Here is a 26,963-nt window from a genome sequence, read left to right on the forward strand (position 1 = left end):
GTCTGCTGCCCGGGACAGAAGCCGTCACGGGGCGTTACCCACGACGGCGGCAGGGGCCCGGGTTTTGTCCTCGGCGGTGCGGATGGCCCAGGCGGCATTGACGAGGCCGATATGGCTGAAGGCCTGCGGAAAGTTGCCGAGCAGCTCGTTGCTGTCCGGGGCAACCTCTTCGGCAAGCAGTCCCAGGTCCGTGGCGAATCCCGCAGCCCGTTCGAAGACGGCCCGGGCGCGTCGCGGCTGTCCGGCCAGGGCCAGGGCATGGGCCAGCCAGAACGTGCACAGCAGGAACGTACCTTCTTCCCCGGCGAGCCCGTCGTCGCCCTGGTACCGGTACACCAGGCCCCGGCTGTCGGTGAGCCGTTCTTCGATGGCATCGATCGTCGCGAGCATCCGGGGATCATCGGCGGGCACGAACCCAACGATGGAGAGCATCAGGACCGACGCGTCGAGGTCTTCGGAGCTGTAGGCCTGAGTGTAGGCGTTGGCTGTTTCGTTCCAGCCGTTCATCCGGATCGAGTCGGCGAGCTGTTCCCGGGTCTGTTCCCAGCGGGGAACCCGGTCTTCGGCGTTCAGGACCCCGGCGAGGCCGATGGCCCGGTCCACGGCCACCCAACACATCAGCTTTGAGTGAAGGTAGTGCCGGGGAGCGCCGCGGACCTCCCAGATGCCCTGGTCCGTGGACTGCCAGCGGGATGCTGCCGCGTCGGCCGCGTCGGCAAGGAACTGCCGCGTCCCGGGGTCCAGATCGTTCAGATACTCCGGGAGGGTCGCTGCGGCGTCGAGGAGTTCGCCGTAGACATCGAGCTGGCGCTGGTCCCAAGCGCCGTTGCCTACCCGGACCGGGGCGCTGTCGCGCCAGCCCGGAAGGTGGGCCAGTTCGCGTTCGGACAGGTCGCGTTCCCCGCCGACGCCGTACATGATCTGTAGTTCGTCGCCGCTGCTCAGCCGGCCAGCGGCCGCGGTTGCGAGGAACTGGAAAAACTTTCCGGCCTCATCCGGGCAGGCGGCCACCCACAGTGCCTGTAGGGTCATGCTGGCGTCCCGGATCCAGGTGTACCGGTAGTCCCAGTTCCGGGTGCCGCCGGCGACCTCGGGCAGGGAGGTCGTCGGGGCCGCGACAATCGCCCCGCTCGGATAGAAGGTCAGTGCCTGCAGGATTCTGCCGCTGGAAGCGACCAGGTCATGCCAGGGTCCGTCGTAGCTCTGATGCATCCGGGACCAGCTGGCCCAGCCCTCCAGTGTGTCCTCAAGCCGGCGCGCGATGTCCAGCTGGCTCCAGAACACCGGCGGTACCGTCCCGGCGTTGCGGTGGTGAAGCGCGAATCCCAGAACGTCTCCGGCCTGGAGAACCGGCTTCGCACGCGCTTCGCCATCATCGAGTTCGAAGGGGACCGGGGTGGAGAAGGCCAGCATGTCGGCCCCGCCGTGGACGAGGATTCCGCCGGCGGTGTCCTCAAGGAGCGGCCGGACGAGGCCGTAGTCCGGCCGCGGCGCGAAGACCACCTCCATCTCAACTTCGCCATCGACACAGTCCACCTGCCGCAGCATCGTGCCTGGAGCCCCGGCGCCGAGTTCGTGGCCCCGGTTCCCGTCTCCCAGCACCAGGGCGTCGGTGACTTTCACGGTCCCGCTTGCTGTGGTGTGGAGTGTTTCCAACACCATCGTCGGCCCGAGGTACCTCCGCTTCGAAATGTGCGGGCCCGCGGGCCGGATCGCCCAATAACCCGCGTCCTCGCCCAGGATCCGTCCGAACACCGAGGGGCTATCAAAACGGGGGAAACACAACCAGTCCACGGAACCTGCGGCGCTCACGAGCGCGGCAGAGCGGCAATCGAAGAGCATGGCGTAGTTGGCGATGGGCTCACTGGTCATCGGGACACCTGCCTGATTCACTCGAAACGGTCCAATGCGTCCTCAATGGCGCGGTGGAAGGTCGGATATGCGTAGATCATCCGCCGCAGTGTGCGGACCGGAATCCTGGCGTGGACGGCAAAAGTCAGGGCCGGGTACCCCTCCCCCGGCGGGCCCGGCAGATATCGCACCCACCTTAACCCCGTGTTCGGCGTCTTCGACGAGTTTGATGAATCCCTGGTTGCCAGACCTGTGGAGCCAGCCGCGGGCGGACGTGGTCAGGTCGGTGAGACCGACACGCACGCCTGCTATTCGGTGATTTGGATTTCTCTCCAGAAGGCGACGTAGTTGCTGTAATCCCGGCCCACCCGCTCCAGCCACGCGGGATACGGGTCTGGGTAGCTAAAAGCGCGGTCCGGCAGCAGGTTCCCGCCGTCTCGGATACTGAAGTACTGGCACCGCCCTTTCCACCCGCAAATGTACGGTGTTGCACTGGCTATAAGCAGTGCTGAGTCGACGCTTTGGGGCGGGAAGTACCAGTTTCCCTCGATCTTGATCAGCTCGTCCCGGGGTGCGTCCGCAAGCACGGTGCCGTTAAGTACTGCCTTCATGAGGGCGACCCTATCGTGGTGAAATCGTTGTCCCCACGACTCTAGGTGCGATCCTCGTCCGAGTTCTGCGATCCGGGACACATAAGAGATGATCCGTGAGTTAGCCGGTGGCGGTCTCCCCTGCAGCGACCGGGCCCGGATCCTGTCCCGGCAGTCGATGGAGCGATCAGGGCTGGCCTCCGGAACCGAAGCGGTCGCCAGCAGAACGTCCGACGGCGGCGAGCTTGCAGACGTCCCGAACGCGGAGGCGACATGGTGTTCGCCCGCGTGGGCCGCGGCTTGAGACAGGCCGGTCAGAGTATGTAGTTCATCGGGAGCATCTATATCAACAGGTTATCAATAATGATCAACTAAGTCTTGGACCCAGTGAATGATGTGAAGTTACTCTCAGTTAGACGCATTGCGCGTGATACAGCTAACAGGAGAGTTGTCGATCCCGATGAATACCCCGACCGCCCCACCGAAACATGAAGACGGCGAGCCTCTAATCGCCACGGAACATCCTCAGAGCGCCCCCAAAGAAGGGATCGCGCCCGTCGCAGATCGAAAGGTCACGATTGCGAGCCTCGGGATACTGGCCGTCTTCGTGCTTGCCACCCTCATCTTCCCGAAGCAGTCATCCGACGCAATCAACGAAGGATTTGCCTTCTCCGCGAAATGGGTGGGCTTCTACTGGCAAGCGCTTTTGCTGGCAACCTTCGTGTGTTCCATTGCGCTGGCGTTGACGCCTTATGCAAGGGCCAGGCTTGGAGGACACGTTTCTCCCGACTACGGTCGCTTCAAGTGGGTTGCGATGATCATGTGCACCCTCCTGGCCGGCGGCGGCGTCTTCTGGGCCGCTGCGGAGCCGATCTCCCACTACATCGCCAGTCCGCCGTATTACGGTGAGCCTAGTGGCGATCCGGCCGAAGCGGCACACATCGCGCTGGGGCAGACTTTTGTGCACTGGGGCTTCCTGGCTTGGGCCATTTTGGGTTCGCTTGGGGCCATTGTTATGACCCATGCCGTATCCAAAGGCATGCCGCTGCGGCCGCGAACGCTGCTCTACCCCGTCATGGGGCGCCGGGTACTCAAAAGCTGGATCGGCACCGTGGCCGACGTGGTCTGCATCATCGCCGTGGTGGCCGGGACGGTTGGTCCGATCGGCTTCCTGGGGCTCCAGGTCTCCTACGGACTTTCGAGGCTCTTCGGGGTTCCCAACAACTACGGCACGCAGCTGATCATCATCGCGGTGCTCACCGGACTGGCCGCCCTTTCGGTCTCCTCCGGCTTGAGCAAGGGCATCCAGCTGATGAGCCGGCTCAATGTCTGGCTGGCCCTGGGTCTCATGGCAGCCGTGTTGGTATTGGGCTCGGCCGCTTACATATTCAAGTCCTTCGTCGGCGGTTTCGGCGTGTATCTTCAGAACTTTGTGGGCACCTCGCTCTACCAGGGGGACCAGGGGTGGGTCTCGGGCTGGACGGTCTTCTTCTTCGCCTGGTTCCTGGGCTACGCGCCGTTGATGGCCATCTTCGTGGCCACCATTTCCCGCGGCCGCACAGTTCGTGAACTCATCCTGTTTACGGCGGTCCTGCCGCCGATCGTCACCTGTTTCTGGTTTACCGTGCTCGGTGGCACCGGCATTATGTTCGAGCAGCAGAATCCTGGCTCCATTTCCGGCCCTCTGGCCAGTGACGGCCTGCCGGCCGTGGTGATGACCATCGCCGAGCAGTTGCCCTTCTCCGGAATCATTGCCACAGCGTTCCTGGTCCTGACCATCATGTTTGTGGCGACCACGGCGGACTCGATGTCCTTCAGCATTGCCCAATCGTGCACCATTGAGGGCGAGCCTTCGACGAAGCTGCGTGCCGCCTGGGCTGTGACCATGGGCGTGGCAGCCGCGGTGCTGATCTCCGTTGGCGACGGTGGAATCAGCGCGCTGCAATCATTCATTGTCATCACTGCGGTTCCCGTGGGCTTCATCATCCTGCCGTCCTTGTTCGCGGCCCCGGTGTTCGTCCGGCGTATGGCGCTGGAGCAGGGAGTCCTCGACCGGAAGACCCGCGGTGTGAGGCCCTAAAGGCGGTACCCGACACGCCCTTTCCTGTGAGCAGGCGATGGGGCCCCGGCATCGTGCCGGGGCCCCATCGCCTGTCCCGGCGCGTGGCGGTCTCACACGCCGCCAGCTTCCATGAATCGTTCCACGAGCGCCGAATCCTGCCGGCCCTCGGCACAAATCAGTGATACCCGTGAATAGGCAGCGGCGTCGGTTAGGTCGAGATAGGCCACGCCGGGGATCTGCAGCGCGCGCAGCGACTCCGGGACGATAGCGATCCCCGTGCGGGCCGCCACGAGCCCCAGGATGGTGGGGAACTGAATGGCTTCCTGGGCGACCCTGATATGGAACCCCGCCTGGATGCACAGGGCGGAAATCAGGTCGTAAAGCCGCGAGACCTGATGGCGCGGGAAAACCACGAAATCCTGCCCCGCGAGTTCCTTCAACGGGACGCTTGCCCGCTGGGCCAGAGCGTGGGAATGCGGCACCGCAACGATCAGCGGTTCACGCCTCAGCGCGGTGACATGAATTCCTTCGATGGGCTCGATTTCCCGAACGATGCCGACATCCAGCTGGCCCGCCAGCACCCCCTGGATTTGCCGTTCGGTGGTGCTTTCCTGGAGCTGAAACTGCACCTGCGGCCACTGCTCATGCATGCTGTTGACCATGCCCGGCAACAGGAACAGGGCAGCGGAGCTGACAAATCCAACCCTGAGAAGCCCCGTGCTGCCACGGGTGGCCAATTCCACTTGGCTTTCTGCGCGCTCCGCTTCGGAGATGACCCGGCGGGCTGCCTCGAGGAGCACGCGGCCTGTGTCCGTGATCTCCACCGATCGGGTGGTGCGGACGAAGAGCTGGGTTTTCAGGTTTCTTTCCAGGCGCTGGATCTGCTGGCTCAGCGCCGGTTGGGCGATGTGCAGGCGCGCAGCGGCCCGGTTGAAATGCATTTCCTCGGCGACCGCGATGAAGTAGCGAAGCTGTCTCAGTTCCATAAATACTAAGTGTCTCTACTTATGAATCAATAGGCAATAAATACTTCTCTATGATAAGCGACCCACGTATCGTGGATCACAGATTCGACACACCGCAGCTAGAAAGCAGGAGCCACCCCGTGAACACCACAACCACCCAAACCCTGGAACTCAAACAGCTCATCAACGGCCAGTGGGACAGCGCGACCGGAGCCGAAGCCCAAAGTTTCAACCCGGCCGATCCCGGCGAAGTGGTTGCCCGCTACTCCACAGCCACCACTCAAACGCTGGAAGCAGCCATCGCCGCCGGCCGTGCCGCGCTGGCGAGCTGGGACCGGGTGGGAATCCTGGGCCGCGGACGCGTGCTGCGGCGTGCTGCACAGCTCCTGGAGGAGCGCGGCGAAGACATTTCTGTGTTGATGACCCGCGAACAGGGCAAGACCCTGGCCGACTCCCGAGGCGAAGTCGGTGCCACCGTGGAGACCCTGTACTACCAGGCCGGCTCGGCCCGCCGCGCCGACGGCGCGACTTACCCGTCGGGCAATGCCGATGAACTCGTCCGTACCATCCGCCGCCCGGTAGGCGTGGTCGGGGTCATCACCCCCTGGAACTTCCCGCTGCAGATTCCGGCCTGGAAAATCGCACCGGCGCTGCTCTGGGGCAACACCGTCGTGTGGAAGCCGGCCAGCGATACCCCCGCCGTCGCCGTGGCCTTCGCCGAGATCCTGGTTGAAGCCGGCGTTCCCGCCGGTGTCCTGAACCTGGTCCTGGGCCCGGGCTCCCTGGGATCGAGTCTGGTCGAACACGAGGGAATCGCCGCAGTGACCTTTACGGGCTCCGTTCCGGTGGGCCACCAGATCCGCGAACGTGTGGTGCTTCGTGGCGCGAAGCTGCAGATGGAACTGGGCGGGCACAATGCCGCCATCGTCATGCCGGATGCGGACGTCGCCAATGCCGCGGCCGCCATTGTGGCGGCCGCCATGAGCAGCACCGGCCAGAAATGCACTGCCACCCGCCGCATCATCGCCGTCGGGGACGTCCACGACCGTCTGGTCGAAGCCCTGGTGCCGCTGGTCAACGCGCTGGTCGCCGGCCCGGGAACCGAAGCAACATCGGACATGGGCCCGGTTGTCTCAGACCGCGCCCGAAGCGACATCGAAGCCGCACTGTCCCAGGCCCAAGCCGAGGGTGCAACGGTTTTGGCGCAAGGATCAAAGTCGGACGCTCCGGGGCACTACGTCCTGCCCACGCTGCTCGCCGGAACCGATGCCTTGACCATCACCCACGAAGAAGTGTTCGGTCCGATCGTGACGCTGATGCGCGTCGCGGACCTCGATGAGGCCATCACTTTGGCCAATGCCACCGACTTCGGCCTGACCGCATCGGTCTTCACCCGCGACGAGCACGCCATCCGCCGCTGCCTCAACGAAGTGGTGGCCGGATTGATCAAGGTCAACGCACCTTCCACCGGTTCGGAGGTCCATGCGCCGTTTGGCGGACTTCGCGATTCCTCCTTCCCGGCCCCGCGCGAACAAAACAGCGATGTTGTCGCGGACTTCTTCACCGAGACCAAGACCGCCTACGTACGCGTCGCACCGCAGGGGCGTGTCTCGTGAGCGCACCCGCAATGACCAAAGGCATTGAGATGACCACGCAATCGATGTTGCGCCCCCCAAACACCGTGATGGATCCGGCGGACATGGGCGGTGCCCGGGCAACCCGGCACAGCTTCATCCGTTCGATGATCCGCCGTGCGGTGCGTGCCGGCTGGCAGATCGAGCGCACCTACTTTGATGTCGATGCCCAAGGCCGCGGCGAGGCAATCTATGAGGTCCGTGCAGAAACCCACCTGTGGAGCTTTGTGGCTTTCTCGCAGCGTCTGAGCGAAGCAGAGCGCACCGACCGGGTGATCGCGAAGGCCTGGGACATCACCGCTGCACTGGTCGAAGGCAGTGTGAATGCGGATCGCCTGGCCCGGATGCGGACCCAGGTGCCGTTGCAGGAAGCCGGCCGCGCCGAGCAGGGATCCCTGATCTGGACCCGCGCCAACCGCAGCGAACGTTTCTTTGAATACGTCGCGGACCGCTTGGCCCGGGGAGAGCAACCCGAGAGCGAAAAGTTCGGCGGATCGCCTTACATCATTCGCAGCACGGCGTTCTACAGCAACGGTAAATGCGGACTGGCCGACTATGAAGGTTTTGCGGACGGCCACCCGCTGGCGGTTCCCTACCGGGCACACATGCTCACGGCCTGGCTGATGCGCGAATTCAGCTATGACTTGGTGGAGGCCTGCGCCGCGGCCCGCAACCCGAAGGCGGCAAGGCTCAGCGGACCCTGGCGCCGCTACCTGGGCATGGGCAATGCCACCGGACTGGGCATGGTGCCCTACGCCATCAATCACCCCGAGGTCATCAACTCCTGGGCGCTGCTGCGGGAGCTCCCGTTGGCTTCGGTCATCTCCCGGACCGTCGCACCCGCCGAGGCGGCGGTACAGCGCGTCGTGGACCTACTGCGCGAGTCAATCGACTATCTGGCCGAGCAGGCAGACATTCAGAGCGCGCCCTTCGCGGCCGGCCCCGAGTTGGCCGTACAGCTTGAGGAACTGCTGGATGAGCTGCGCTCATGGGTCCTGACAGGGCGCTTCGCGGGGAACAAAACCAGCCACATCTGGAGAGATCTGCATGATGCGGCGGCCCTGCGTGGACCGGGGTGCCGCGGCATGGTGGCCTCCGTGCTTACCGAACTCAGCGAGGACCTGGATGAAACAGTCGAAGCGCTGCTGCGCTGCGATGAGTCCCGCCGCATCGCCGCGGGTGACACCTGCGCCGGCCTGTCCGAGAGGATGGAGGACGAATACTCCTGGACCGGGACGTTCGACTTCTCAGACCCTTCGGCGCAGCAGCACTTCTGGTTCTCCTCAGCGGACAACGAGGAGCCCCGGCGCGCACGGCTGGGAGCGGCCCCGGGAGAAAACGTCCAACACCCCGTGGATATTGCCCGGGCCGTCGCCAAACTGCGCGCGGATTTGGCCGGTGCCGATGAAACCATCAGCGTGGGCGAGTTCCTGCTGTCCCATCCTTGGCATCGTGCCACCGTGGCCCGCGTGCAGAAGGTCGGCAAGCTGACCTATGGTGAGGTGCGGGACAACCTGTTGGCCGCCGAATTCCTGCCGCTGAATCTCCAGCGATTCCAGCTGGCGGTCTACGGCATGGAGAATTACACCCCCCAGTCCACCGACTGGCTGCGCGTGACATTGATGGCCGGGGCTCCGCGCATCGCAGACCTGGCGTCCGGGACTGCCGATGATTCGTGGATGTTCACCCGTCGTCCCCGGACGGCAGCAGATCATGTCTAGCTTCCAAGGTCCGGCCACTGTCGTTGACGGGCCACAAATCGAAACGGTTCAGAGCCATTCGGCGTTGGACCCGGGGAACCGACAGGACGCCGCTGAACTCCATGCCGCGGCCACTATCGTCGACGGCCTACAGATTAACAACTGGGACCGAGGCGTCCTGGAGGAATTGCGCGCTGGCGGCATCAGCGGAGTCAACGCCACCTGCGCGGTCTGGGAAGGGCCGGCCGATACCCTGAAGGCCATCGGGGACTGGTATCAGCTTGCCGTACAGAATCCTGACCTGATGGTGCTGGCGCAGAACAGCCAGGATATCCGCCAGGCGAAACTGGACCAGCGTGTCGCGGTGCTGCTGGGATTCCAGAACACGAGCTCCTTCGGGGACGACTTCCGCCTGGTGGAGGTCTTCCACAAGCTGGGAGTGAAGGTTGCCCAACTGACCTACAACATCCAGAACCTGGTCGGCGGAGCCTGCTATGAACCCGAGGATTCCGGGCTGACTCGGTTCGGTCGAACCATCGTGTCGGAAATGAACCGTGTGGGCATGCTCATCGACCTCTCACACGTAGGCAACCGGACCTCCCTGGACGCGGTCGAGGCTTCGATTGCCCCGGTGGCAATCACCCACTCGAACCCCACCTGGTTTGTGGAGAATCCGCGCAACAAGCCCGACGAGGTTATCCGTGCGGTCACCGATAAGGGCGGGATGCTGGGCTGCTGCCTTTACCCGCTTGTCATTGGCGGGAAGAAGACGACCCTGGAACAGTTCTGCCAGATGATCGCGCGCCTGGTTGATGAGCTGGGACCCGGGCGGGTTGGTTTGGGCAGTGACTGCACGCGCAACTGGGACGAGAACTATGTTGGCTGGTTGCGCAATGGCCGCTGGCAGCCCCCGGGGGACAACAAGCCCCTTTGGCCCGAATGGCCCGAGTGGTTTGTCGGACCCGAGGATTTCCCCCGCTTGACCGATGGGCTGGTCAAGGTGGGACTCGACGAAAAAACCATTCGCGGCGTGCTTGGTGAGAACTGGCTGCGCCTCTTCGACGATGTTTTCCCCGGAAGGAAGATCTGATGACCGTTATCACCGAGAAAGTAGCAACAATGGAAACCAGCGGTTCGGCGCCCGTGGTGCGTCTGGCTATGCGGGAAGTGCGTGAGGCCGCATACCGCGCGCTGATGGCCCGCGGAGCAAGCAATGCCGAGGCACAGGCAGCAGCCCGGCAGGTCCTTTTCGCCGAGGTGCACCATGGCAGCGGATTGGCGACCCTGGCCTCGTGGCTGCGGGAGGCATCGTGGGCGTTGGATGCGTTGACGTACATCCGCTCGACGACTCCCGCCGGGCAGAGCTTCGCGGTGGACTCCGGTTCGCGCTGCGATGCGCTGGTGCACGGGGTATTGCTGGTTGATGTGGCCAGCACCGGAGTCGGCAGCGAGGTGTTGTGCAACGGCGTCGAACACGATTCGCATCTGCTTGACGAGGCTCTCCTGAATGCCGCCGCGAGCTCAGGCTTCACCGTGGTGCACCGCAGCGCCGGGGACGCGAACCGCACCACGTTCGCCACGCCCACCGGAGACCTCGGCACCGGTTTCAGCACGGCCGGCCAGGCCGCACCGCACAACGACCTGCTGGCCGGGCACGGTTCGCGCTTCTATACAGCCGAAACCTCACCGGAAGGGACCTTCATCGTGTCGACACCAGAGGAACGGGACCGGAAGCGGGCCGACACCGCCCATGCCGGAATACTCGTGGACGCCGAGACTTGGGCCGAAGTCCGCGCCGTGGCGGCAGGCTACTTGGTGGCTGACGCATGAGCGGGATTCAGCGTCGTTGGCACGAAGACGGAAAGCCGCGCCCCTACACTGCATCGGCAACGTTTGGAGGAGTGGTCTGGGCTTGTGGGCAGGTTCCGACCAGGGCGGACGGTTCCACCCCGGAATCGCTGCGCGACCAGGTTAACGTGGTGTTCGACAACCTGGAGAAGGTCCTGGCCGATGCCGGAGCCGATCTGTCGAGCGTCCTCAAGATCACCGTGTTCCTTGCCAACCTGGATGAATTCGACGAATACAACAGCGCCTACCTGGCGCGTTTCGGCGATCTCACGCTCCCGCCACGCACCACCGTGGAGGTTTCGCGGTTCCGGGGGGAAAAGCGCATTGAAATGGATGCAGTCGCAGCAGCTATTTAACTGACCATTCCGGAACGGTCTCCTTTGAAGCCGAAAGGTGCCACAGCCCGCCGTCGTGATCGACCGGTGGCCGCCAGTGGGACGGCCACCGGCGTCCCGGCATGCGTGACGAAGATCAGTTCGGTCTTGTGACCGCATCGGGAGGAGTTGGTCACATCGCCACTCCAGCCATCCTCGTTGCCCTGTAACGCGCTGATAACGCAGCGGTAGCAGAATCGAGTCAGCAACACTGTAGAAAGTAAGCTCAGGAGCCTTCGTCAGTATGAAAACCGCGGTCGTCATGCCCAGGACAACAGGCGCGTCTGGACCGCTCCGGCGGCTCCGCCCACTACTTGGAGGCGCCGGACGGCAGACAGGTACGTTTGCACATGGACGCCTCATTCGGGTATGTCCAGGCATTCACCACTAAGCGCTTCCCAACGGAGAACGGGATGGTTACCGCAGTCGCGGTGGAGCCGATGACCGCTCCCCCCGATGCGTTCAACAGCGGTGAAGGGTTGCGCTGGCTCGGCCCCGCCCAGGCCTGGCAGCTTCAGTGGAGCATCCACTTCCGTCACTGACCGAGGGGTTAAAAACCGCCCGCGATGGGCAAGACCGTGATTGAGTGTCAGCGGAAGAATTCCAGCAGGACGGGAGCGACGGCGTCGGGCGCCACCGCGTGAACCTGGCCGCCGATGACGTTCTTCCGCCCGTCCTGCACGGCAGCGGCCACTGCGGTGGCCGAGGCCGCCGCCCAGGAAGCACTGGCGCCACCATGCAGGGCAAGGACGGGGGCGGCGATGCCCGCAAACCGGTCTGCCGGCACACCGCCATCGGCCGAAAGCGCCAGGTCGTAGGGCAACGTGTATGCCAGGGACACCAACGCCGGCCACCAGGGCGCCCTGGTCATTCCAGGGTCAAAGCCGGCACCGGCGTGCCGGAAAAATGCCTCGACCGCTTCACTACCGCGGCCGCTGTCCGCCAGGGAGCGTACTTTGCCTCCCGCCGCGGCCGCCTCCAGGGACAGAATCCCGCCCGAGGAGTGTCCATACAGATGCACGGGGCCCTCCGCTGCGGCCGCGAGTGCTCGCAGGTCTTCGACTTCGCGGTCGCCGGCATAGGGCGGCATGTTCGTGCTGTCACCGCGCCCGCGGCGATCGCAGCTGACCACTGTGAACGTGTCCGCCAGCAAGGGGACCAGGCTGGCGGCGGAATGCCGGTTGTTCAGCGCCCCGCCCACGAGGATCAGCGCCGGCCCGGTCCCCGCCTGCTCATAGGCGATGGTGGTTCCGTCAGCGGACTGGACGGTCTAGATCATGGCGGTTCTTCCCCTGCTGACTTGCGGACCTTGCACGGCGGCTCAGTTGCGTGCCCGAGGTGGGACTCGGACTGCATTCCAGCCCCTGTGGATACTGGGCACCCGCGGAAACATGGGGGATCCGGGCCAGTCCGGCGGCTGTAAAGCCCAGTCAGACGGCGAAATTGTTGCTGAGCCGTTTCCGTGCGATGGCACCTTCACCTGCTAAAGTTGTGTTGAAATTTCAACAATCCATGTTTGCATAGCTACTAATGCGCATGGCCATGACTTCCCGGGAGCAATATGGACCTGACAACCTCCTTCAAGGCCTATGACGTGAGGGGCCTCGTCGGCGTTTCCATTAGCGCGGAAAGCGCCGAAGCCGTGGGCGCCGCGTTTGTGGACGTGCTGGGCCTGTCCGGCCAGACCATCGCCTGCGGAGGGGACATGCGGCCCTCTTCACCAGGCTTCAGCCTTGCCTTTGCGGCCGGCGCTGCCCGGCGCGGTGCGGACGTGAAGTCCCTGGGCCTTATCTCCACTGATGAGCTCTACTACGTGTGCGGCGCCCTGGACATGGCCGGGGCCATTTTCACCGCGAGCCATAACCCCGCGGAATACAACGGGATCAAGATGGCCAAGGCCGGCGCCGTGCCGGTCTCCGCCGAAACCGGGCTCACGGCCATCCGGGACCTGGCCCAGCAGTATGTCGACCACGGGATCCCTGCAGCCGCGGCCCAGGGCACCGTGTCCACGCTTGACGTGCTCGCCGGTTATGCCGAAAAGCTCCGCTCGCTGGTGCCCTTGGATGCCGTCCGGCCGCTGAAGGTGGTGGTGGACGCCGGGAACGGCATGGCGGGCCTGACCGTTCCAGCGGTCCTTGGGGACCAGTTCCACCCTGCGTTGCCGCTCACGGTTGTGCCGCTGTACTTTGAGCTCGACGGGACGTTCCCCAACCATCCTGCCAACCCCCTTGAGCCGGAGAACCTCCGCGACCTGCAGTCCGCCGTCATCGCCCACGGCGCCGACATTGGCCTGGCCTTCGACGGCGACGCCGACCGCTGCTTCGTGGTCGACGAGAACGGAAGGCCAGTGACGCCGTCGGCCGTTACGGCATTGATTGCCGTGCGGGAGATCCGCCGCGCCCAGGCCGCCGGGGAAGCCAACCCGGTGATCATCCACAACCTGATCACGTCGCGCGCGGTGCCGGAAATTGTTGCCGCCGCGGGCGGATGGCCGGTCCGGACCCGGGTGGGTCATTCCTTTATTAAGGCCCGGATGGCCGAGGAGGGCGCCGTGTTCGGCGGCGAACACTCGGCCCACTACTACTTCCGCGACTTCTACAACGCGGACACGGGCATGCTTGCCGCAATGCACGTCCTGGCCGCCCTCGGCGAACAAGAGCTGCCCTTGTCCGAACTGGCCCGCGAGTTCGACCCGTACGCGGCCAGCGGCGAAATCAACTCCTCCGTGGACGGCGTCGACGGCAAGGTGGCGGACGTGCGGGCCAGCTACGCGAATGGTGGCGTGATCGATGAACTCGACGGGCTCAGTGTCAGCAGCGAGGGCGGGGACTGGTGGTTCAACCTGAGGGCCTCCAACACGGAGGAACTGCTGCGGCTTAACGTCGAAGCCGCCGACGCCGCCACCATGGCCCAGGTGCGCGACGCCGTCCTGCAGCAGATCCGGGCCTAGCGGCCCAGCACCACGTTCACCGGCTCCTCGCCCGCCAGGAGCAGCGAGATCTGCTGCCTGACCAGCCGGACCATCCGCGGGAACATCGCCGAGCTTGCCCCGCCCACGTGCGGGGTGATGAGCACGCCGGGGGTAGTCCACAGCGGGTGGCTGGCCGGCAGCGGCTCGGGGTCGGTGACGTCCAGGGCGGCCCGCAGCCGCCCGGACGACGTCTCGGCCTGCAGGGCATCCGTGTTCGCCACCGGGCCTCGGGACACATTCACCAGCAACGCTCCATCCGGCATCGCGGCCAGGAACGTCCGGTCCACCAGCTGGTGTGTGCGCTCACTCAGGGGGACGCTGATCACCACGATGTCGTGCAGCGGCAATTGTTCGTAGAGTGCGTCGATCCCGTGGATCCGGCCCCGCTGGTCGTCGCGTTCCCGGCTGGCCATCCGCGTCACGTGGGTTTCGAACGGCAGGAGCCTGGCCTCGATGGCCTTCCCCACTCCCCCGTAGCCCAGCAGCAGCACGCGCCGGTCCGCGAGGCTGGGCCGATGGCTGTTGTCCCACGTCCCGGACGCCTGGTTCCGGGCAAGGTCTGGCATCCCGCGCTGGCTGGCGATCATCATGCCCAACGCGAGTTCCGCCGTCGACGTCTCATGGACCCCGGCCGCGTTGGCGAAAAGGCAGCCGCCGGGCAGAACTGCAGCCACGCCGTCGTACCCGATCGACTGGCTCTGCACCAGCCCCACCTCAACGCAGTCCAGCGCGGCCAGCGCGGCAGGCTTGCCCATGTAGGGCGGCACCAGCAGGTCGAAACGGCCCGACGGCGGCGGGCCGTTGAGGTCCCACAGGACGAGCTCGACGCCGGCAATCGGCTCGAGCGCGTCCAGCATCTTCCGGTCGGGCAGGACCACCCGCAGCGGCCCGGTCACGCGGCCACCACGATCTTGACGTTGGCGGCACCCAGTGCGTCCTCGATCTCCCGGGGCGGCGGCGCGTCCGTCACCAGCACGTCCACGGCGTCGAAGGCGGCGAGCCGCGCCAGCGCGTACCGCAGCATTTTCTGGTGCGTTGCCACCACCACCACCTGTTCAGCTGCGTCCATAAGGGCGATCTTAGTGGCGCGCTCCACGTCCCGCTCAATGTAGAACGCCTCGTCGTGGAGCCCGCTGACCCCGATAAACGCCGTTTTGGCCCGGAGGCCGGCGGCGGCGTTCACTGTCATGGGACCGTTGAACGCCTGGCTGTCCAGGAGCAGCTCACCGCCGAGGCAGATGGTCCGCGCCGCCGACAGTTGCAGGCAGCGTTGGATCGCGGGCGCGGAGTGCGTGATGATGGTGCCCGCGAACGTCGGCGGCAGCTCCAGAGCAATTTGGTACGTGGTGGTCCCGGCGTCCAAGATGATGGCGTCCCGCTCGCCGATCATGGACACGCAGGCCCGCGCCACCCGCTGCTTGGCGTCAGCATCCGCCCGGACCCGGGCCGCGAAGTCCGCGTTCTGCCCGCTGGCGTTGACGGCACTGACCCCGCCGTGAACCACCCGCGCCAGCCCCTTCTGGGACAGCACTCGTGTGTCCCGGCGCACCGTCATGTCCGAGACCGCGAACGCTTCGGCGAGGTCCATCGTGGAGATGAAGCCCCGCTGCTCGAGCTGGTCCAGTATGGTGCGCTGGCGGGGCGTCAACGGCGCCTCTTTCGGTGAGCTGCTCATATACCCTTCTCCTGCTTCCCTTAACCGGGCGACTTTGGCCTGCCAGGGTGTTGCAATTCCAACTCAAATCTACTCAGAGACTGAGCCCGGCACCCGCATTCGTCAGCTCTACGGGGCGTCCTTCGATGATGGAGCGCTCGGCCGCCAGGCCCATGCGCACGGACTGCAGGCCGTCGGCAACCGTAACTTCCACAGGCCCGTCACCGAGGATGGCCTTGCGGTAGCCAAGGTGTTCATAGTACGTGGAGCCGTGGTGGGCGCCGGCAGCGAGGACGGCCTCGTCCACAGGAACCTTGTGCGTTTCCGGCCCCAGCGGCGAGCGCGGGCTGAATTCCACCGTCGCCTCCGCCTCGTCGCCTTCAATCCAGTGGTTGGCTGCCACCGGGATGAGGGTCTCGATCTTGGCGGCATCGCCCACAACGGAGATCCGCTCCTGAAACTTGGAACCCTCGGCGAACATGGACAGCTCCAGCATGGCCCGGCGCCCGCCCTTGAAATCCACAATCACGTACGCGTTGTCGATCATGTCCGACACCCTGCCGTTGTACACCTCGTCCATGTGGTTGACGTCGTGGCCGCCGCTGGCGTAGACGCGGACGGGTTCGTCCTGCAGGATCAGCCGCATCAGGTCAAAGAAGTGGCAGCACTTCTCCACCAGCGTGCCTCCGGTCCGCTCCGTGAAGCGGTTCCAGGCGTCCACCTTGTGCAGGAAGGGGAAGCGGTGCTCCACGATGGAGAGCATGTACACGTTGCCGAGCCTGCCGCCGTGGGCTGCCTGGATGATCTCCTGCACCGGCGGCATGTAGCGGTACTCCATGGCAACCCACACCGGCGCGGTGTAGTCAGCTGCCAGCGATTCAAGCTCGTCCGCCTGTTCCGCCGTGGTGCACACGGGCTTTTCCACCAGCACGGGCAGGTTGGTATCGCTCGCGAAGATGTCCTTGAGGATGGCCAGGTGCGTGTCGTTGGGGCTGGCGATCACCAAGGCATCCACCAGCCCGGACGCGAGCAGGTCCTGGTGGCGGGAGAAGGTCTGTACCTCGTAGCCAATTTCCGCAACGGTCTCTGCCACCGATGACGGCTGGGGATCGGCTACGGCGGCGATGTGGCTTCCCGGGCCAGCCAGTTCCGCGCGTACGGCGGAACCCCAGGCCACTGGGTTGAGTGGGCACGCCTGCTCCTGCATGTCCGTGCCGGGCTCGAAGCCCGCGGCATGGAGGTTCCGCCCTGGCTGCTGGAGGATGCACGGGGCTTGTTCGACGCCGCCATTCGCGACGCCTGGGAACCGGACGGTCATCCGGGATTCGTTACACCGTCGACTGGAACGGCAAGCCGGTTGTCACTACCCGCATCCGCTGGGTTCCCGCCGAGGCAATTGGAGGCGCGGCCGCCCTCTACATCGCCACCGGTGACCAGAAGTACGCGGACTGGTACGAGCGAATCTGGGACCACGCCCGCGACTGGTTCATCGACTACGAGCACGGGTCCTGGAAGCAGGAACTCGACGAGAATGGCAATGTCACCTCAACCGTGTGGTCCGGCAAGGCGGACGTCTATCACCTCTGGCACTGCCTGGTGGTCCCGCGACTTCCCTTGGCACCAGGGCTTGCTCCAGCAGTCGCTGCCGGCTTGCTGGATGCACGTCTTGCTGCGTCCAGGTAACACGAGAAACCTGCCGCGCTGTTCCCGTTCACCGCCACCGAGGTCGCCGCGGAGCTGGAGCTGCGCAAGATCGCTGCCGAGATCGCACGGGTTCACCGAATCCACGCCACACCTTCACAACGCCGGGCTGATAACCGCGCCGAATGGTGGCGCCGCGCGCAATGGGCCCTGGACGCTTCCATGTCGGATGAGCCCAAGCGGGCCGAGATGGGACAGCAGGCCATCAACCTCCTGGGCCGAAGCAAACTGGCCACGCCCGGGGACGGCATTCTCCTGAAAATTGGAACCGACGATCCGCTCGAAGCGGCGAACACCGCCCGCCTTGCAGAAGCCGCCGACGCAGTTGCCATCTCAGATCACCTCGAGGCTCGCCTGACGAGGCTGGACGACCCGGAAGCAAGGCGCGACGATGAAGAGGACAACAAATGACGGCACAAGCAGGTAGGAGGTCGACGATGGCCATGGCACACCCGGGAACCCGTCGCAGGCCCACTCAAACAAGTGTGGAATCAGTCCCGCCGTCCTGCATCTGTCAGCCCACAAGACCGGAAAGTTCAGATCGCTGCCGCCAGAGCAAGGATCACCTTGGATAAGCTCACCGGCGACGTGACGCCGGACTGGATCATCGCCTTGTCCAAGGAAAAGCCGGAGTAAGGTCCCGAAGCCCCGTCTCCGAGCGTACTGAATTTTTCATGATGGTCGGGATTTTTCATGATGGTCGGGTTGGGTGTCCGGTCCTGGTATTGATTCTGGCGGTTGGGCGTTGGGTTCCACGTCTCCGATGGGTGGTTCTTGTCGTTGTTGGGCCTGCAGGTGCCGCTCGCTGCTGGCGCCTGGCATCAGCATTCCCGCTTCGGTGCACCCGCGTGGTACACCTGTCCGTCCACCTCCGCGGCGCGGATGAACGACCCAGCGCGCTCGGTGTCGCCGATCATTGTGCTGATGTCCGATTGAAGACGAGGCCGGCGCGCGGCCCGGATCCGGCGGATTGCGCTTCGGGTGCAGTTGCTTCTGCGTGCCGGGCCGGCAGGAGGGGCCCGAAGAAGGCGGCCAGTTCGCTCATCGCCTTCAGCGGCAGGACATTTGCCACGTACTGGTCAGGCCGCACGACGACGACGACGCCGCCGCGGTCGAGACCTCGGAGTTCGAAGATGTCCGCCGCGGGATCAGTGGCGTAGACCTTCTCATAGTCCGCGAGCCGGAACGGTCCGACCTGCGGCTTGAACACCTCGGGCACGGCTCCGATGTCGACGCTGGTGTGGTCCTGCTGGTAAATCACCTTCAGGTCAAACCACGCGTCACGGTCGGCCCCCGCCGGCGTTGCCGCCAGCGGTGAGTCCGGCGCGTTTGCGATCCATTCGGCGAAGTCCGCGACAGCCGAGCCCGTAGCCTGTTCTCCCGTTTGGGGCGCCGCACGGTCGGCGAAGACGTAGATGCGCCACCGGCCGTCCGCCGTGGCGTGGTGGCCGAGCTGGACCGGGTTGGTGTCGCAGACCCGTACCACGGGCGCGGACTTGAAGCGCTTGCCGATTGTAAACCCGGTGGCCAGGTCCTGATGTGCGGGCGCGCCGATGATCATGGAGGGTGCGTACTGGGTCATGAATCCGGCGGGGAACTCTGCGGTGCGCACGTAGAAATCCTCAAGCTCGGAGGGGCTATCGAACTCCTCGGGCTTCTTCGCCATCAGCGTGGACCACTCCTTGTCGAAGGCGATGAGGTCCTTTGCGATGACCTGGCGCTCGGCCGAGTATGTGGCGAGCAGGCTCTCCGGGCTGCGGCCTTCAAGCACGTGTCCGAGCTTCCAGCCGATGTTAAAGCCGTCCTGCATGGAGACGTTCATCCCCTGGCCGGCCTTGGCGCTGTGCGTGTGGCAGGCGTCTCCCGTGATGAACACCCGCGGGGAGCGGGTGCCCCGCTGCTCCGGGAGAACGTCGTCGAACCTGTCGGTCAGGCGGTGACCGACCTCGTACACGCTATGCCAGGCGACGTTGCGGACGTCGAGTGTGTAGGGGTGGAGGATCGCGTTGGCCTTGCCGATGATCTCGTTGATCGTGGTGTTGCGCACCGCACCGTTATCGTTCTCGTCGACCTCACCGAGGTCAACGTACATCCGGAACAGATGCCCGCCTTCGCGCGGGATCAGCAGGATGCTGCCGCCCGTACCGGACTGGATCGCGCACTTGGTACGGATGTCAGGGAAGTCCGTGACGGCGACGACGTCCATCACGCCCCAGGCATGGTTGGCTTTGTCGCCGGCGAGCGTGCAGCCGATCGACTCCCGGACCTTGCTTCGCGCGCCGTCCGCGCCGATGACGTACTTGGCCCGGACGATTCGCTCCCGGCCAGCGTCGGGGCCGGCCGTATGGATGAGCGTTACGGTCACGGGATATTCCCCCTCGCCCGCGGTGTCGAGGCTGCGGAATTCCAGGCCATAGTCGGGCGACATCCGCGTGGGAGAGTTCGCCATGAACTCTGCGAAGTAGTCCAGCACGCGGGCCTGGTTGACGATCAGGTGCGGGAACTCGCTGACGCCAGCCGGGTCGTCCGCGGCGCGCGCGGTCCGGATGATGCGCGTGGAATCCAACGGGTCCGGCTTCCAGAACGCCATCTCGGTGATGCGGTACGCCTCGGCGATGATCCGCTCGGCGAAGCCAAAAGCCTGAAAGGTCTCCACACTGCGGGCCTGGATGCCATCGGCCTGGCCGATGGCGAGCCGGCCATCCCGGCGCTCCACAATCCGCGTTGTGACGTTCGGGAACCGGGACAGCTGAGCCGCGGCGAGCATGCCGGCAGGCCCGGACCCCACAATGAGCACGTCTACCTCGTCGGGAAGCTCTGCGGGCCGATTGATGCCGACTCCGGCGGCGGGCTGCACCCGCGGATCTCCGGATACGTATCCATGATGGTGAAACTGCACGGGCTTTCCTCACTTCACTGTGGGTATTGATCACCAAACTGGTGTTCTATATGCGAATTTGTGGTTCTATATTAGAGGCGCGGGGGTTGGTCCATCACTGTACGCCAGTGTGATCCGAACAACAAGAGACTCAATCGGCGCTGAAAATAGGGGCTTGACGAAGCCCTCGTCGTAGGCAATAGTCATCATATACGATTTCGTACTTCATGAGGAGTTAATTTTGGAGCAGGTTAACGAGGGCACCGTGGCCGCGGCCCGCAAGGTCATCGCGGTGCACATCAATTACCCCAGCCGCGCCGCGCAGCGCGGCCGTACTCCCGCGCAGCCCTCCTACTTCCTCAAACCGTCGTCGTCCTTGGCGCTCGCCTCGTCGGAGGCCCCTTCAACAGTGGAGCGGCCTGCGGGCTGCGAGCTGCTGGGCTATGAAGGTGAGATTGCCCTGATCATCGGCAGACCCGCCCGCCGCGTAGGCATCCAGGATGCCTGGAGCCACGTTGAATGGGTCACCGCGAGCAACGACCTCGGAGTCTACGACCTGCGTTATGCGGACAAGGGCTCCAACCTCCGGTCCAAGGGCGGCGATGGCTTCACCCCGGTTGGCCCGGGACTGATCGCCGCGGACGCCGTTGACCCCGCAGCCTTGCGGATCCGGACCTGGCACAACGGGGACCTCGTCCAGGACGACACCACCGAAGACCTGCTCTTTCCGTTCGCCCGGCTTGTCGCAGACCTGTCCCAGTTGCTGACCCTCGAGGAGGGCGATATCATCCTCACCGGCACCCCTGCCGGCGCTTCGGTGGCAAACCCGGGTGACGTCGTCGAGGTTGAGGTCAGCGCTGGTGTATTGAACACCGGGCGCTTAGTCACCCGGGTGCAGGAAGGCACGACGGCGTTCGCTGACTTTGGTGCCCGGCCCAAGGCTGACGACGCACAGCGGGAGGAGGCGTACGGTTCCCGGGAAGCGGCGGGCCTTCCCGCGGTGGAAAGCGCCGCCGTCGGGCATGTCCTGACCCCGGAACTGAAAGCGAAGTTGGAAAGTGTCTGCACCGCCACGCTCTCTTCCCAGCTGCGCAAGCGCGGCCTGAACAACGTGAGCATCGACGGCCTGCAGGCCACCCGTCCGGAGAAGCGGATCGTGGGCCTGGCCCGGACGCTCCGGTATGTGCCCAACCGCGAGGACCTGTTCAAGACCCATGGCGGTGGGTTCAACGCCCAGAAGAAGGCCATCGATTCCGTGAACAAGGGCGAGATCCTGGTCATGGAAGCGCGCGGCGAGAAAGGCACCGGCACCATCGGGGACATCCTGGCCCTGCGCGCCCAGGTCAGGGGTGCTGCGGCGATCATCACCGACGGCGGCGTCCGGGACTTCTCCGCGGTGGCCGCGATGGACATGCCCACGTACTATGCCAATCCGCACCCCGCGGTCCTGGGGCGCCGGCATATCCCGTGGGACACGGACATCACCATCGCCTGCGGCGGCACCACCGTGCAGCCCGGGGACATCATCGTGGCTGACGCGGACGGCATTCTGGTGATCCCGCCGGCCCTCGCCGAAGAGCTCGCCGACGACTCCATCAGCCAGGAACGCGAGGAGACTTTCATCGCGGAAATGGTGGCACAGGGCCACAGCGTGGACGGGCTCTACCCGCTGAACGCGGACTGGCGGGCAAAGTATGAAGCATGGGAAGCGGGCCAAGCCAATGACTGAGACCTTGATGGCCATAGGCAGCAAATCGGAGCAAGCCTACGCCGCGGTGAAGGCGCGCATCGTCGAAGGCGCCTACTCCCCCGGTTACCGCCTGGTCCTGGCCGCCATCGCCAAGGATCTGGGCGTCAGCGTCGTCCCGGTCCGGGAGGCGATCCGCCGCCTCGAGGCCGAAGGGCTGGTGACGTTCGAGCGGAACGTCGGAGCCACGGTCTCCGGGATCGACCCGACCGAGTACCTCTACACGATGCAGACCCTGAGCATCGTCGAAGGCGCCGCCACCGCCTTGTCCGCACCGCTGATCGATTCCGTGGCGATCGCCCGCGCCCGGGCCGTGAACGAGGACATGCGCGAATGCCTGGAGCACTTCAACCCCGTCCGCTTCACGCAGCTGAACCAGGATTTCCACAGCATCCTGTTTGAGCACTGCCCCAACCCGCACATCCTGGACCTCGTCCACCGGGGCTGGAACCGGCTCGCCTCCCTCCGGTCCTCGACGTTCCGCTTCGTCCCCGGCCGCGCCCACGAGTCCGTGGACGAGCACGAAGCGCTCCTGCAACTCATCGAGACCGGCGCAGACGCGGACGTGATCGAGAAGTCCGCCCGCCTCCACCGCTCCGCCACCCTGGACGCCTACCTCGCCCAGGCTCAACCCCTCCCACAAAGCAACGCGGGGTCACTTAGCGCCCATTAATGGCCCCCTCATGGGCCAGAAGTGACCCCGCGTTGCAAGATCAGTTAGTTAGGAAACAACAATGACGTTCACCGCTCCTGTTACCACCACCCACTACGTTCCGCAGGACCTTCCCACGCACATCCAGCACTACATCAACGGCCAGTTCGTTGACTCCGTGGGTGGCAAGACCTTTGATGTCCTGGACCCGGTTTCCAACACGAACTACGCCACCGCCGCGGCCGGCCAGAAGGAAGACATCGACCTCGCCGTCGCCGCCGCCCGTAAAGCGTTCACCAACGGCCCGTGGCCGAAGATGAAGCCACGCGAACGTGCCCGCGTCCTGAACAGGATTGCCGATGCCGTCGAGGCCCAGGAAGCACGGCTCGCGGAACTCGAGACCTTTGACACCGGCCTGCCCATCACCCAGGCCAAGGGCCAGGCCCTCCGCGCCGCGGAGAACTTCCGGTTCTTCGCGGACCTGATCGTGGCCCAGTTCGACGATGCCATGAAGGTCCCCGGCGCCCAGATCAACTACGTCAACCGCAAACCAATCGGCGTCGCCGGCCTCATCACCCCGTGGAACACCCCGTTCATGCTCGAGTCCTGGAAGCTCGCCCCAGCCCTGGCCACCGGCAACACCGTGGTTCTCAAACCCGCCGAATTCACCCCGCTCTCCGCATCACTCTGGGCACAGATCTTCAAAGACGCCGGCCTGCCGGACGGTGTGTTCAACCTGGTCAACGGCCTCGGCGAGGAAGCCGGCGACGCCCTCGTCAAGCACCCGGACGTCCCGCTGATCTCCTTCACCGGCGAGACCACCACCGGGCAGACGATCTTCCGCAACGCCGCCGCCAACCTCAAGGGCCTGTCCATGGAACTCGGCGGCAAATCCCCGTGCGTGGTGTTCGCCGACGCCGACCTCGACGCCGCGATCGACTCCGCCCTGTTCGGTGTCTTCTCGCTCAACGGCGAACGCTGCACCGCCGGCTCCCGCATCCTCGTCGAACGCGCCATCTACGACGAGTTCTGCGAAAAGTACGCCGCCCGGGCCAAGAAGATCGTGGTCGGGGATCCGCACGACCCCAAAACCGAAGTCGGCGCCCTGGTCCACCCCGAGCACTACGACAAGGTCGCCTCCTACGTGGAAATCGGCAAGTCCGAAGGCCGGCTCCTCGCCGGCGGCGGACGGCCTGACCACCTCCCCGAAGGCAACTACATCGCACCCACCGTATTCGCCGACGTCGCCCCGGACGCGCGGATCTTCCAGGAGGAGATCTTCGGCCCCGTCGTCGCCATCACCCCCTTCGACTCGGACGAGGAAGCCCTGGCCCTGGCGAACAACACCCGCTACGGGCTGGCCGCCTACATCTGGACCCAGAACCTGACCCGCGCGCACAACTTCTCCCAGAACGTCGAAGCCGGCATGGTCTGGCTCAACAGCCACAACGTCCGGGACCTCCGCACCCCCTTCGGCGGCGTCAAAGCCTCGGGCCTGGGCCACGAAGGCGGCTACCGCTCCATCGACTTCTACACCGACCAGCAAGCCGTGCACATCAGTCTCGGCACGGTCCACACGCCAAAATTTGGCAGCATCGACGACGCCGCGGCAGCCGGCGACAGCTAGTCCCCGCCCCCCTTACCTGCTCAAAGAAGAGAGAACACCATGACCAACTTCGTTCCCACCCCCACCGTTCCGGCCCCGGACATCGTCCGCTGCGCCTACATGGAAATTGTGGTCACCGACCTCGCTAAATCGCGCGAGTTCTACGTCGACGTCCTGGGCCTGCACGTCACCGAGGAAGACGAAAACAACATCTATCTGCGCCCCCTCGAGGAGTTCATCCACCACAACCTGGTCCTGCGCAAGGGACCCATCGCCGCCGTCGCCGCTTTCGCCTACCGGGTGAAGTCGCCCGCCGAAGTGGACGCCGCCGAGGCCTACTACAAGGAACTCGGGTGCCGGGTTGAGCGCCGCAAGGACGGCTTCACCAAGGGAATCGGTGATTCCGTCCGCGTCGAGGACCCGCTGGGCTTCCCCTACGAATTCTTCTACGACGTGGAGCATGTGGAACGCCTCACCCAGCGCTACGACCTCTACTCCGCCGGTGAACTGGTCCGCCTGGACCACTTCAACCAGGTCACCCCCGACGTGCCCCGCGGGCGTGCCTACCTCGAAGACCTCGGCTTCCGCGTCTCTGAAGACATCAAGGACTCCGACGGCGTGACCTACGCCGCGTGGATGCACCGCAAACAGACCGTCCACGACACCGCCCTGACCGGCGGCAACGGCCCGCGCATGCACCACGTCGCCTTCGCCACCCACGAAAAACACAACATCATCCAGATCTGCGACAAAATGGGCGCCCTGCGCATCAGCGACCGGATCGAACGCGGCCCCGGCCGGCACGGCGTCTCGAACGCCTTCTACCTCTACATCCTGGACCCCGACGGGCACCGCATCGAGATCTACACCCAGGACTACTACACCGGCGATCCCGACAACCCCACCGTCACCTGGGACGTCCACGACAACCAGCGCCGCGACTGGTGGGGCAACCCCGTAGTCCCCTCCTGGTACACCGAGGCCTCCCTGGTCCTGGACCTCGACGGCAACCCCCAGCCCGTCATCGAACGCACCGACGCCTCCGAAATGGCCGTCACCGTCGGCGCCGACGGCTTCTCCTACACCCGTAAGGACGCAGAGAGCGCAGCCGAAGGGTTCAAGCTCGGGGCGCAGCTGTAGCCATGCTAGATGCCAAGACCATTGAGGCCATCGCCGACGAATTGCTGGAGGCTGGCCGGTCCCGCACCCCCGTCCCCCGGCTGACTGCGCGATATCCAGGGATGACGGTGGAGGATTCGTACGCCGTGCAGCAGTTGTGGCGGCGGCGGAACGAGGAAGCCGGACGCACCCTGGTGGGCCGCAAAATCGGCCTCACGTCCAAGGCCATGCAGGCCGCCACAGGCATCACCGAACCGGACTACGGCGCCATCTTCGATGACATGGTTCTGGACACCGGCTGCTCCGTGGAGTGGGACAAATACACCCACCCCCGGGTGGAAGTGGAACTCGCGTTTGTCCTCAAGAGCGCACTCAAAGGCCCCGGCTGCACCATCTTCGATGTCCTCAACGCCACCGACTACGTGGTTCCGGCCCTCGAGATCCTGGACTCGCGGATCGAAATGGAGGGCCGGACCATCGTGGACACCATCGCCGACAACGCCGCGATGGGCGCCATGGTGATCGGCGGCAACCCCGTCAAGCCCGACGCCGTCGACCTCCGCTGGGTCGCAGCAATCCTCTACAAAAACCAAACCGTGGAGGAAACCGGTGTGGCCGCCGGCGTCCTGGACCACCCCGCCAACGGCGTGCACTGGCTGGCGAACAAGATCGCCGCCCACGGGGACGGGATGAAGGCCGGGGACATCATCCTCGCCGGCTCTTTCACCCGCCCCATGTGGGTACACAAAGGCGACACCGTCCACGCCGACTACGGACCACTGGGGGTAGTGACATGCCGCTTCGAATAGAAGACACCTTCCGTCACGCCCTCACCGCGGCGGACCGGCCGCTGGCGGGGATGTGGGTCTGCTCCGGCAGCCCGCTGATCGCCGAACTTTGCGCCGGATCCGGCCTGGACTGGCTTCTGGTGGACGCCGAGCACAGCCCCAACAGCCTCGAATCCATCCTCGTCCAACTCCAGGCCATCCACGGCTACCCGGTCCACACGCTCGTCCGCCCGCCGGTCAACGACACCGTGCTCATCAAGCAGTACCTGGACGTCGGCGTGCAGAACCTGCTGATCCCCATGGTGAACTCTGCGGCCGAAGCGGAAGCGGCAGTTGCCGCCACCCGTTACCCGCCCCACGGCGTCCGGGGTGTGGGATCCGCGCTGGCCCGCGCCGCCCGCTGGAACCGGATCCCGGACTACCTCACCCGCGCCAGCGAGACCATCAGCGTCACCGTGCAAATTGAATCGACGGCGTCAGTTGAGGCCGTCGAGGAGATCCTCGCGGTGGACGGTGTGGACGCCATCTTCCTGGGACCATCCGACCTCGCCGCCTCCATGGGCCTGCTGGGACAGCAGGAACACGAAGAGGTTCGCGCCGCCGTCGAGCACTGCCTCGCTGCAGCCAAGAGGGCCGGCAAACCGGCCGGTGTGAACGCCTTCAACCCCGATACCGCCCGGCACTACCTCGACAGCGGTGCCAGCTTCTTCCTGGTGGGCGCCGACGTCGCCCTCCTGGCCCGCGGCTCCGAAGCCCTCGCGGCCGAATTCATCACGCCCGACGGCGACGAAACGCCCGCCAGCTACTGACCACTCCAAAGGAC

25 protein-coding genes and 1 pseudogene are annotated in these 26,963 nt (G+C 65.1%); 17 read left to right on the forward strand and 9 right to left on the reverse strand.

What is annotated here, in order from left to right; translation table 11 throughout:
- Positions 1-24 precede the first annotated feature (24 nt).
- Both QK290_RS14015 and QK290_RS14020 read right to left on the reverse strand, forming a co-directional pair.
- Positions 25-1,872 carry a glycoside hydrolase family 15 protein gene (locus QK290_RS14015; RefSeq protein WP_282331256.1) on the reverse strand — a complete coding sequence of 616 codons (1,848 nt, stop codon included), beginning with the start codon at positions 1,870-1,872 and terminating at the stop codon, positions 25-27.
- Positions 1,873-2,159: 287 nt separating this feature from the next.
- Complete coding sequence (locus QK290_RS14020) at positions 2,160-2,462, reverse strand: DUF427 domain-containing protein (RefSeq protein WP_282331257.1); 303 nt, start codon at positions 2,460-2,462, stop codon at positions 2,160-2,162.
- 439 nt (positions 2,463-2,901) lie between these two features.
- Between QK290_RS14020 and QK290_RS14025 the strand changes: the two genes are divergently transcribed.
- The gene (locus QK290_RS14025) at positions 2,902-4,521 is read left to right on the forward strand and encodes a BCCT family transporter (protein WP_282331258.1); all 1,620 of its coding nucleotides are present in this window, start codon (positions 2,902-2,904) and stop codon (positions 4,519-4,521) included.
- A gap of 92 nt (positions 4,522-4,613) precedes the next feature.
- Here the strand turns inward: QK290_RS14025 and QK290_RS14030 are convergent, their stop codons facing one another.
- Entirely contained in the window at positions 4,614-5,489 is an 876-nt protein-coding gene (locus QK290_RS14030) for a LysR family transcriptional regulator (RefSeq protein WP_282331259.1), read from the reverse strand.
- Positions 5,490-5,608: 119 nt separating this feature from the next.
- Between QK290_RS14030 and QK290_RS14035 the strand changes: the two genes are divergently transcribed.
- From QK290_RS14035 to QK290_RS14060, 6 genes are all read left to right on the forward strand, one after another.
- On the forward strand, positions 5,609-7,084 hold the full coding sequence (locus tag QK290_RS14035; protein ID WP_282331260.1) for an aldehyde dehydrogenase family protein: 1,476 nt from the start codon (positions 5,609-5,611) through the stop codon (positions 7,082-7,084).
- An 11-nt stretch (positions 7,085-7,095) separates the two neighbouring features.
- Positions 7,096-8,823: a hypothetical protein gene (locus QK290_RS14040; RefSeq protein WP_282331261.1), complete on the forward strand. Its 1,728-nt coding sequence runs from the start codon at positions 7,096-7,098 to the stop codon at positions 8,821-8,823.
- The gene (locus QK290_RS14045; protein ID WP_282331262.1) at positions 8,816-9,892 is read left to right on the forward strand and encodes a membrane dipeptidase; all 1,077 of its coding nucleotides are present in this window, start codon (positions 8,816-8,818) and stop codon (positions 9,890-9,892) included. Before QK290_RS14040 ends, QK290_RS14045 begins: the two co-directional genes overlap by 8 nt.
- On the forward strand, positions 9,892-10,632 hold the full coding sequence (locus tag QK290_RS14050) for a hypothetical protein (protein WP_282331263.1): 741 nt from the start codon (positions 9,892-9,894) through the stop codon (positions 10,630-10,632). Before QK290_RS14045 ends, QK290_RS14050 begins: the two co-directional genes overlap by 1 nt.
- Positions 10,629-11,006: a RidA family protein gene (locus QK290_RS14055; protein ID WP_282331264.1), complete on the forward strand. Its 378-nt coding sequence runs from the start codon at positions 10,629-10,631 to the stop codon at positions 11,004-11,006. The genes QK290_RS14050 and QK290_RS14055 overlap by 4 nt, the downstream gene beginning before the upstream one ends.
- A 431-nt stretch (positions 11,007-11,437) precedes the next feature.
- The gene (locus QK290_RS14060) at positions 11,438-11,566 is read left to right on the forward strand and encodes a hypothetical protein (protein WP_282331265.1); all 129 of its coding nucleotides are present in this window, start codon (positions 11,438-11,440) and stop codon (positions 11,564-11,566) included.
- A 47-nt stretch (positions 11,567-11,613) separates the two neighbouring features.
- Here the strand turns inward: QK290_RS14060 and QK290_RS14065 are convergent, their stop codons facing one another.
- Positions 11,614-12,267 carry an alpha/beta fold hydrolase gene (locus QK290_RS14065; RefSeq protein ID WP_348994662.1) on the reverse strand — a complete coding sequence of 218 codons (654 nt, stop codon included), beginning with the start codon at positions 12,265-12,267 and terminating at the stop codon, positions 11,614-11,616.
- 318 nt (positions 12,268-12,585) lie between these two features.
- Between QK290_RS14065 and QK290_RS14070 the strand changes: the two genes are divergently transcribed.
- Positions 12,586-13,974 (forward strand): phosphomannomutase/phosphoglucomutase, encoded by a 1,389-nt coding sequence (locus tag QK290_RS14070; RefSeq protein ID WP_282331266.1) that lies wholly within the window; start codon positions 12,586-12,588, stop codon positions 13,972-13,974.
- Here the strand turns inward: QK290_RS14070 and QK290_RS14075 are convergent.
- The 3 genes from QK290_RS14075 to QK290_RS14085 all read right to left on the reverse strand — a co-directional run bounded on the left by QK290_RS14075 (position 13,971) and on the right by QK290_RS14085 (position 16,826).
- Positions 13,971-14,891, reverse strand: a complete 921-nt coding sequence (locus tag QK290_RS14075; protein ID WP_282331267.1) for a 2-hydroxyacid dehydrogenase — start codon at positions 14,889-14,891, stop codon at positions 13,971-13,973. The genes QK290_RS14070 and QK290_RS14075 overlap by 4 nt on opposite strands.
- Positions 14,888-15,670: a DeoR/GlpR family DNA-binding transcription regulator gene (locus QK290_RS14080; RefSeq protein WP_282331268.1), complete on the reverse strand. Its 783-nt coding sequence runs from the start codon at positions 15,668-15,670 to the stop codon at positions 14,888-14,890. Before QK290_RS14080 ends, QK290_RS14075 begins: the two co-directional genes overlap by 4 nt.
- 73 nt (positions 15,671-15,743) lie before the next feature.
- On the reverse strand, positions 15,744-16,826 hold the full coding sequence (locus QK290_RS14085; RefSeq protein ID WP_282337325.1) for a Gfo/Idh/MocA family oxidoreductase: 1,083 nt from the start codon (positions 16,824-16,826) through the stop codon (positions 15,744-15,746).
- Here QK290_RS14085 and QK290_RS18680 point away from each other — a divergent pair.
- The 3 genes and pseudogenes from QK290_RS18680 to QK290_RS14100 form a co-directional block, all read left to right on the forward strand.
- Positions 16,776-16,901, forward strand: a pseudogene (locus tag QK290_RS18680) (AGE family epimerase/isomerase); the annotation flags it as partial. The gene QK290_RS14085 and the pseudogene QK290_RS18680 overlap by 51 nt on opposite strands.
- 119 nt (positions 16,902-17,020) lie before the next feature.
- On the forward strand, positions 17,021-17,332 hold the full coding sequence (locus tag QK290_RS14095) for an AGE family epimerase/isomerase (RefSeq protein WP_282331285.1): 312 nt from the start codon (positions 17,021-17,023) through the stop codon (positions 17,330-17,332).
- Positions 17,333-17,512: 180 nt separating this feature from the next.
- Positions 17,513-17,761: a hypothetical protein gene (locus QK290_RS14100; RefSeq protein ID WP_282331270.1), complete on the forward strand. Its 249-nt coding sequence runs from the start codon at positions 17,513-17,515 to the stop codon at positions 17,759-17,761.
- A 125-nt stretch (positions 17,762-17,886) separates the two neighbouring features.
- Here QK290_RS14100 and QK290_RS14105 read toward each other — a convergent pair whose 3' ends face one another.
- Both QK290_RS14105 and QK290_RS14110 read right to left on the reverse strand, forming a co-directional pair.
- A complete protein-coding gene (locus QK290_RS14105; protein ID WP_282331271.1) occupies positions 17,887-18,045 on the reverse strand; it encodes a hypothetical protein in 159 nt (52 codons plus the stop codon).
- Positions 18,046-18,263: 218 nt separating this feature from the next.
- Entirely contained in the window at positions 18,264-20,249 is a 1,986-nt protein-coding gene (locus QK290_RS14110; protein WP_282331272.1) for an FAD-binding monooxygenase, read from the reverse strand.
- A gap of 220 nt (positions 20,250-20,469) precedes the next feature.
- On the opposite strand from QK290_RS14110, the gene QK290_RS14115 reads away from it, so the two are divergent.
- From QK290_RS14115 to QK290_RS14140, 6 genes are all read left to right on the forward strand, one after another.
- A complete protein-coding gene (locus QK290_RS14115) occupies positions 20,470-21,957 on the forward strand; it encodes a fumarylacetoacetate hydrolase family protein (protein WP_282331273.1) in 1,488 nt (495 codons plus the stop codon).
- A complete protein-coding gene (locus QK290_RS14120) occupies positions 21,950-22,648 on the forward strand; it encodes a GntR family transcriptional regulator (RefSeq protein ID WP_282331274.1) in 699 nt (232 codons plus the stop codon). Before QK290_RS14115 ends, QK290_RS14120 begins: the two co-directional genes overlap by 8 nt.
- 61 nt (positions 22,649-22,709) lie before the next feature.
- Positions 22,710-24,254 carry a 5-carboxymethyl-2-hydroxymuconate semialdehyde dehydrogenase gene (hpaE, locus tag QK290_RS14125; RefSeq protein ID WP_282331275.1) on the forward strand — a complete coding sequence of 515 codons (1,545 nt, stop codon included), beginning with the start codon at positions 22,710-22,712 and terminating at the stop codon, positions 24,252-24,254.
- Positions 24,255-24,293: 39 nt separating this feature from the next.
- A complete protein-coding gene (gene hpaD, locus QK290_RS14130) occupies positions 24,294-25,373 on the forward strand; it encodes a 3,4-dihydroxyphenylacetate 2,3-dioxygenase (protein WP_282331276.1) in 1,080 nt (359 codons plus the stop codon).
- Between the two features lie 2 nt (positions 25,374-25,375).
- Positions 25,376-26,161, forward strand: coding sequence for a 2-oxo-hept-4-ene-1,7-dioate hydratase (gene hpaH, locus QK290_RS14135; protein WP_282331277.1), 786 nt, complete (start codon positions 25,376-25,378; stop codon positions 26,159-26,161).
- A complete protein-coding gene (locus tag QK290_RS14140; protein ID WP_282331278.1) occupies positions 26,146-26,949 on the forward strand; it encodes an HpcH/HpaI aldolase/citrate lyase family protein in 804 nt (267 codons plus the stop codon). The genes hpaH and QK290_RS14140 overlap by 16 nt, the downstream gene beginning before the upstream one ends.
- Positions 26,950-26,963 lie beyond the last annotated feature (14 nt).

The sequence above is a fragment of the Pseudarthrobacter sp. AL07 genome (assembly GCF_029960665.1).
GTDB lineage: Bacteria > Actinomycetota > Actinomycetes > Actinomycetales > Micrococcaceae > Arthrobacter.

Excerpts from the sequence above, each read along its gene's own strand:
- QK290_RS14015 (WP_282331256.1), bottom strand. The coding sequence starts at position 1,872 with ATGACCAGTGAGCCCATCGCCAACTACGCCATGCTCTTCGATTGCCGC.
- QK290_RS14020 (WP_282331257.1), bottom strand. The coding sequence starts at position 2,462 with ATGAAGGCAGTACTTAACGGCACCGTGCTTGCGGACGCACCCCGGGAC.
- QK290_RS14025 (WP_282331258.1), top strand. The coding sequence starts at position 2,902 with ATGAATACCCCGACCGCCCCACCGAAACATGAAGACGGCGAGCCTCTA.
- QK290_RS14030 (WP_282331259.1), bottom strand. The coding sequence starts at position 5,489 with ATGGAACTGAGACAGCTTCGCTACTTCATCGCGGTCGCCGAGGAAATG.
- QK290_RS14040 (WP_282331261.1), top strand. The coding sequence starts at position 7,096 with ATGACCAAAGGCATTGAGATGACCACGCAATCGATGTTGCGCCCCCCA.
- QK290_RS14045 (WP_282331262.1), top strand. The coding sequence starts at position 8,816 with ATGTCTAGCTTCCAAGGTCCGGCCACTGTCGTTGACGGGCCACAAATC.
- QK290_RS14050 (WP_282331263.1), top strand. The coding sequence starts at position 9,892 with ATGACCGTTATCACCGAGAAAGTAGCAACAATGGAAACCAGCGGTTCG.
- QK290_RS14055 (WP_282331264.1), top strand. The coding sequence starts at position 10,629 with ATGAGCGGGATTCAGCGTCGTTGGCACGAAGACGGAAAGCCGCGCCCC.
- QK290_RS14060 (WP_282331265.1), top strand. The coding sequence starts at position 11,438 with ATGGTTACCGCAGTCGCGGTGGAGCCGATGACCGCTCCCCCCGATGCG.
- QK290_RS14070 (WP_282331266.1), top strand. The coding sequence starts at position 12,586 with ATGGACCTGACAACCTCCTTCAAGGCCTATGACGTGAGGGGCCTCGTC.
- QK290_RS14080 (WP_282331268.1), bottom strand. The coding sequence starts at position 15,670 with ATGAGCAGCTCACCGAAAGAGGCGCCGTTGACGCCCCGCCAGCGCACC.
- QK290_RS14100 (WP_282331270.1), top strand. The coding sequence starts at position 17,513 with ATGTCGGATGAGCCCAAGCGGGCCGAGATGGGACAGCAGGCCATCAAC.
- QK290_RS14105 (WP_282331271.1), bottom strand. The coding sequence starts at position 18,045 with ATGAAAAATCCCGACCATCATGAAAAATTCAGTACGCTCGGAGACGGG.
- QK290_RS14120 (WP_282331274.1), top strand. The coding sequence starts at position 21,950 with ATGACTGAGACCTTGATGGCCATAGGCAGCAAATCGGAGCAAGCCTAC.
- hpaE (WP_282331275.1), top strand. The coding sequence starts at position 22,710 with ATGACGTTCACCGCTCCTGTTACCACCACCCACTACGTTCCGCAGGAC.
- hpaD (WP_282331276.1), top strand. The coding sequence starts at position 24,294 with ATGACCAACTTCGTTCCCACCCCCACCGTTCCGGCCCCGGACATCGTC.
- hpaH (WP_282331277.1), top strand. The coding sequence starts at position 25,376 with ATGCTAGATGCCAAGACCATTGAGGCCATCGCCGACGAATTGCTGGAG.
- QK290_RS14140 (WP_282331278.1), top strand. The coding sequence starts at position 26,146 with ATGCCGCTTCGAATAGAAGACACCTTCCGTCACGCCCTCACCGCGGCG.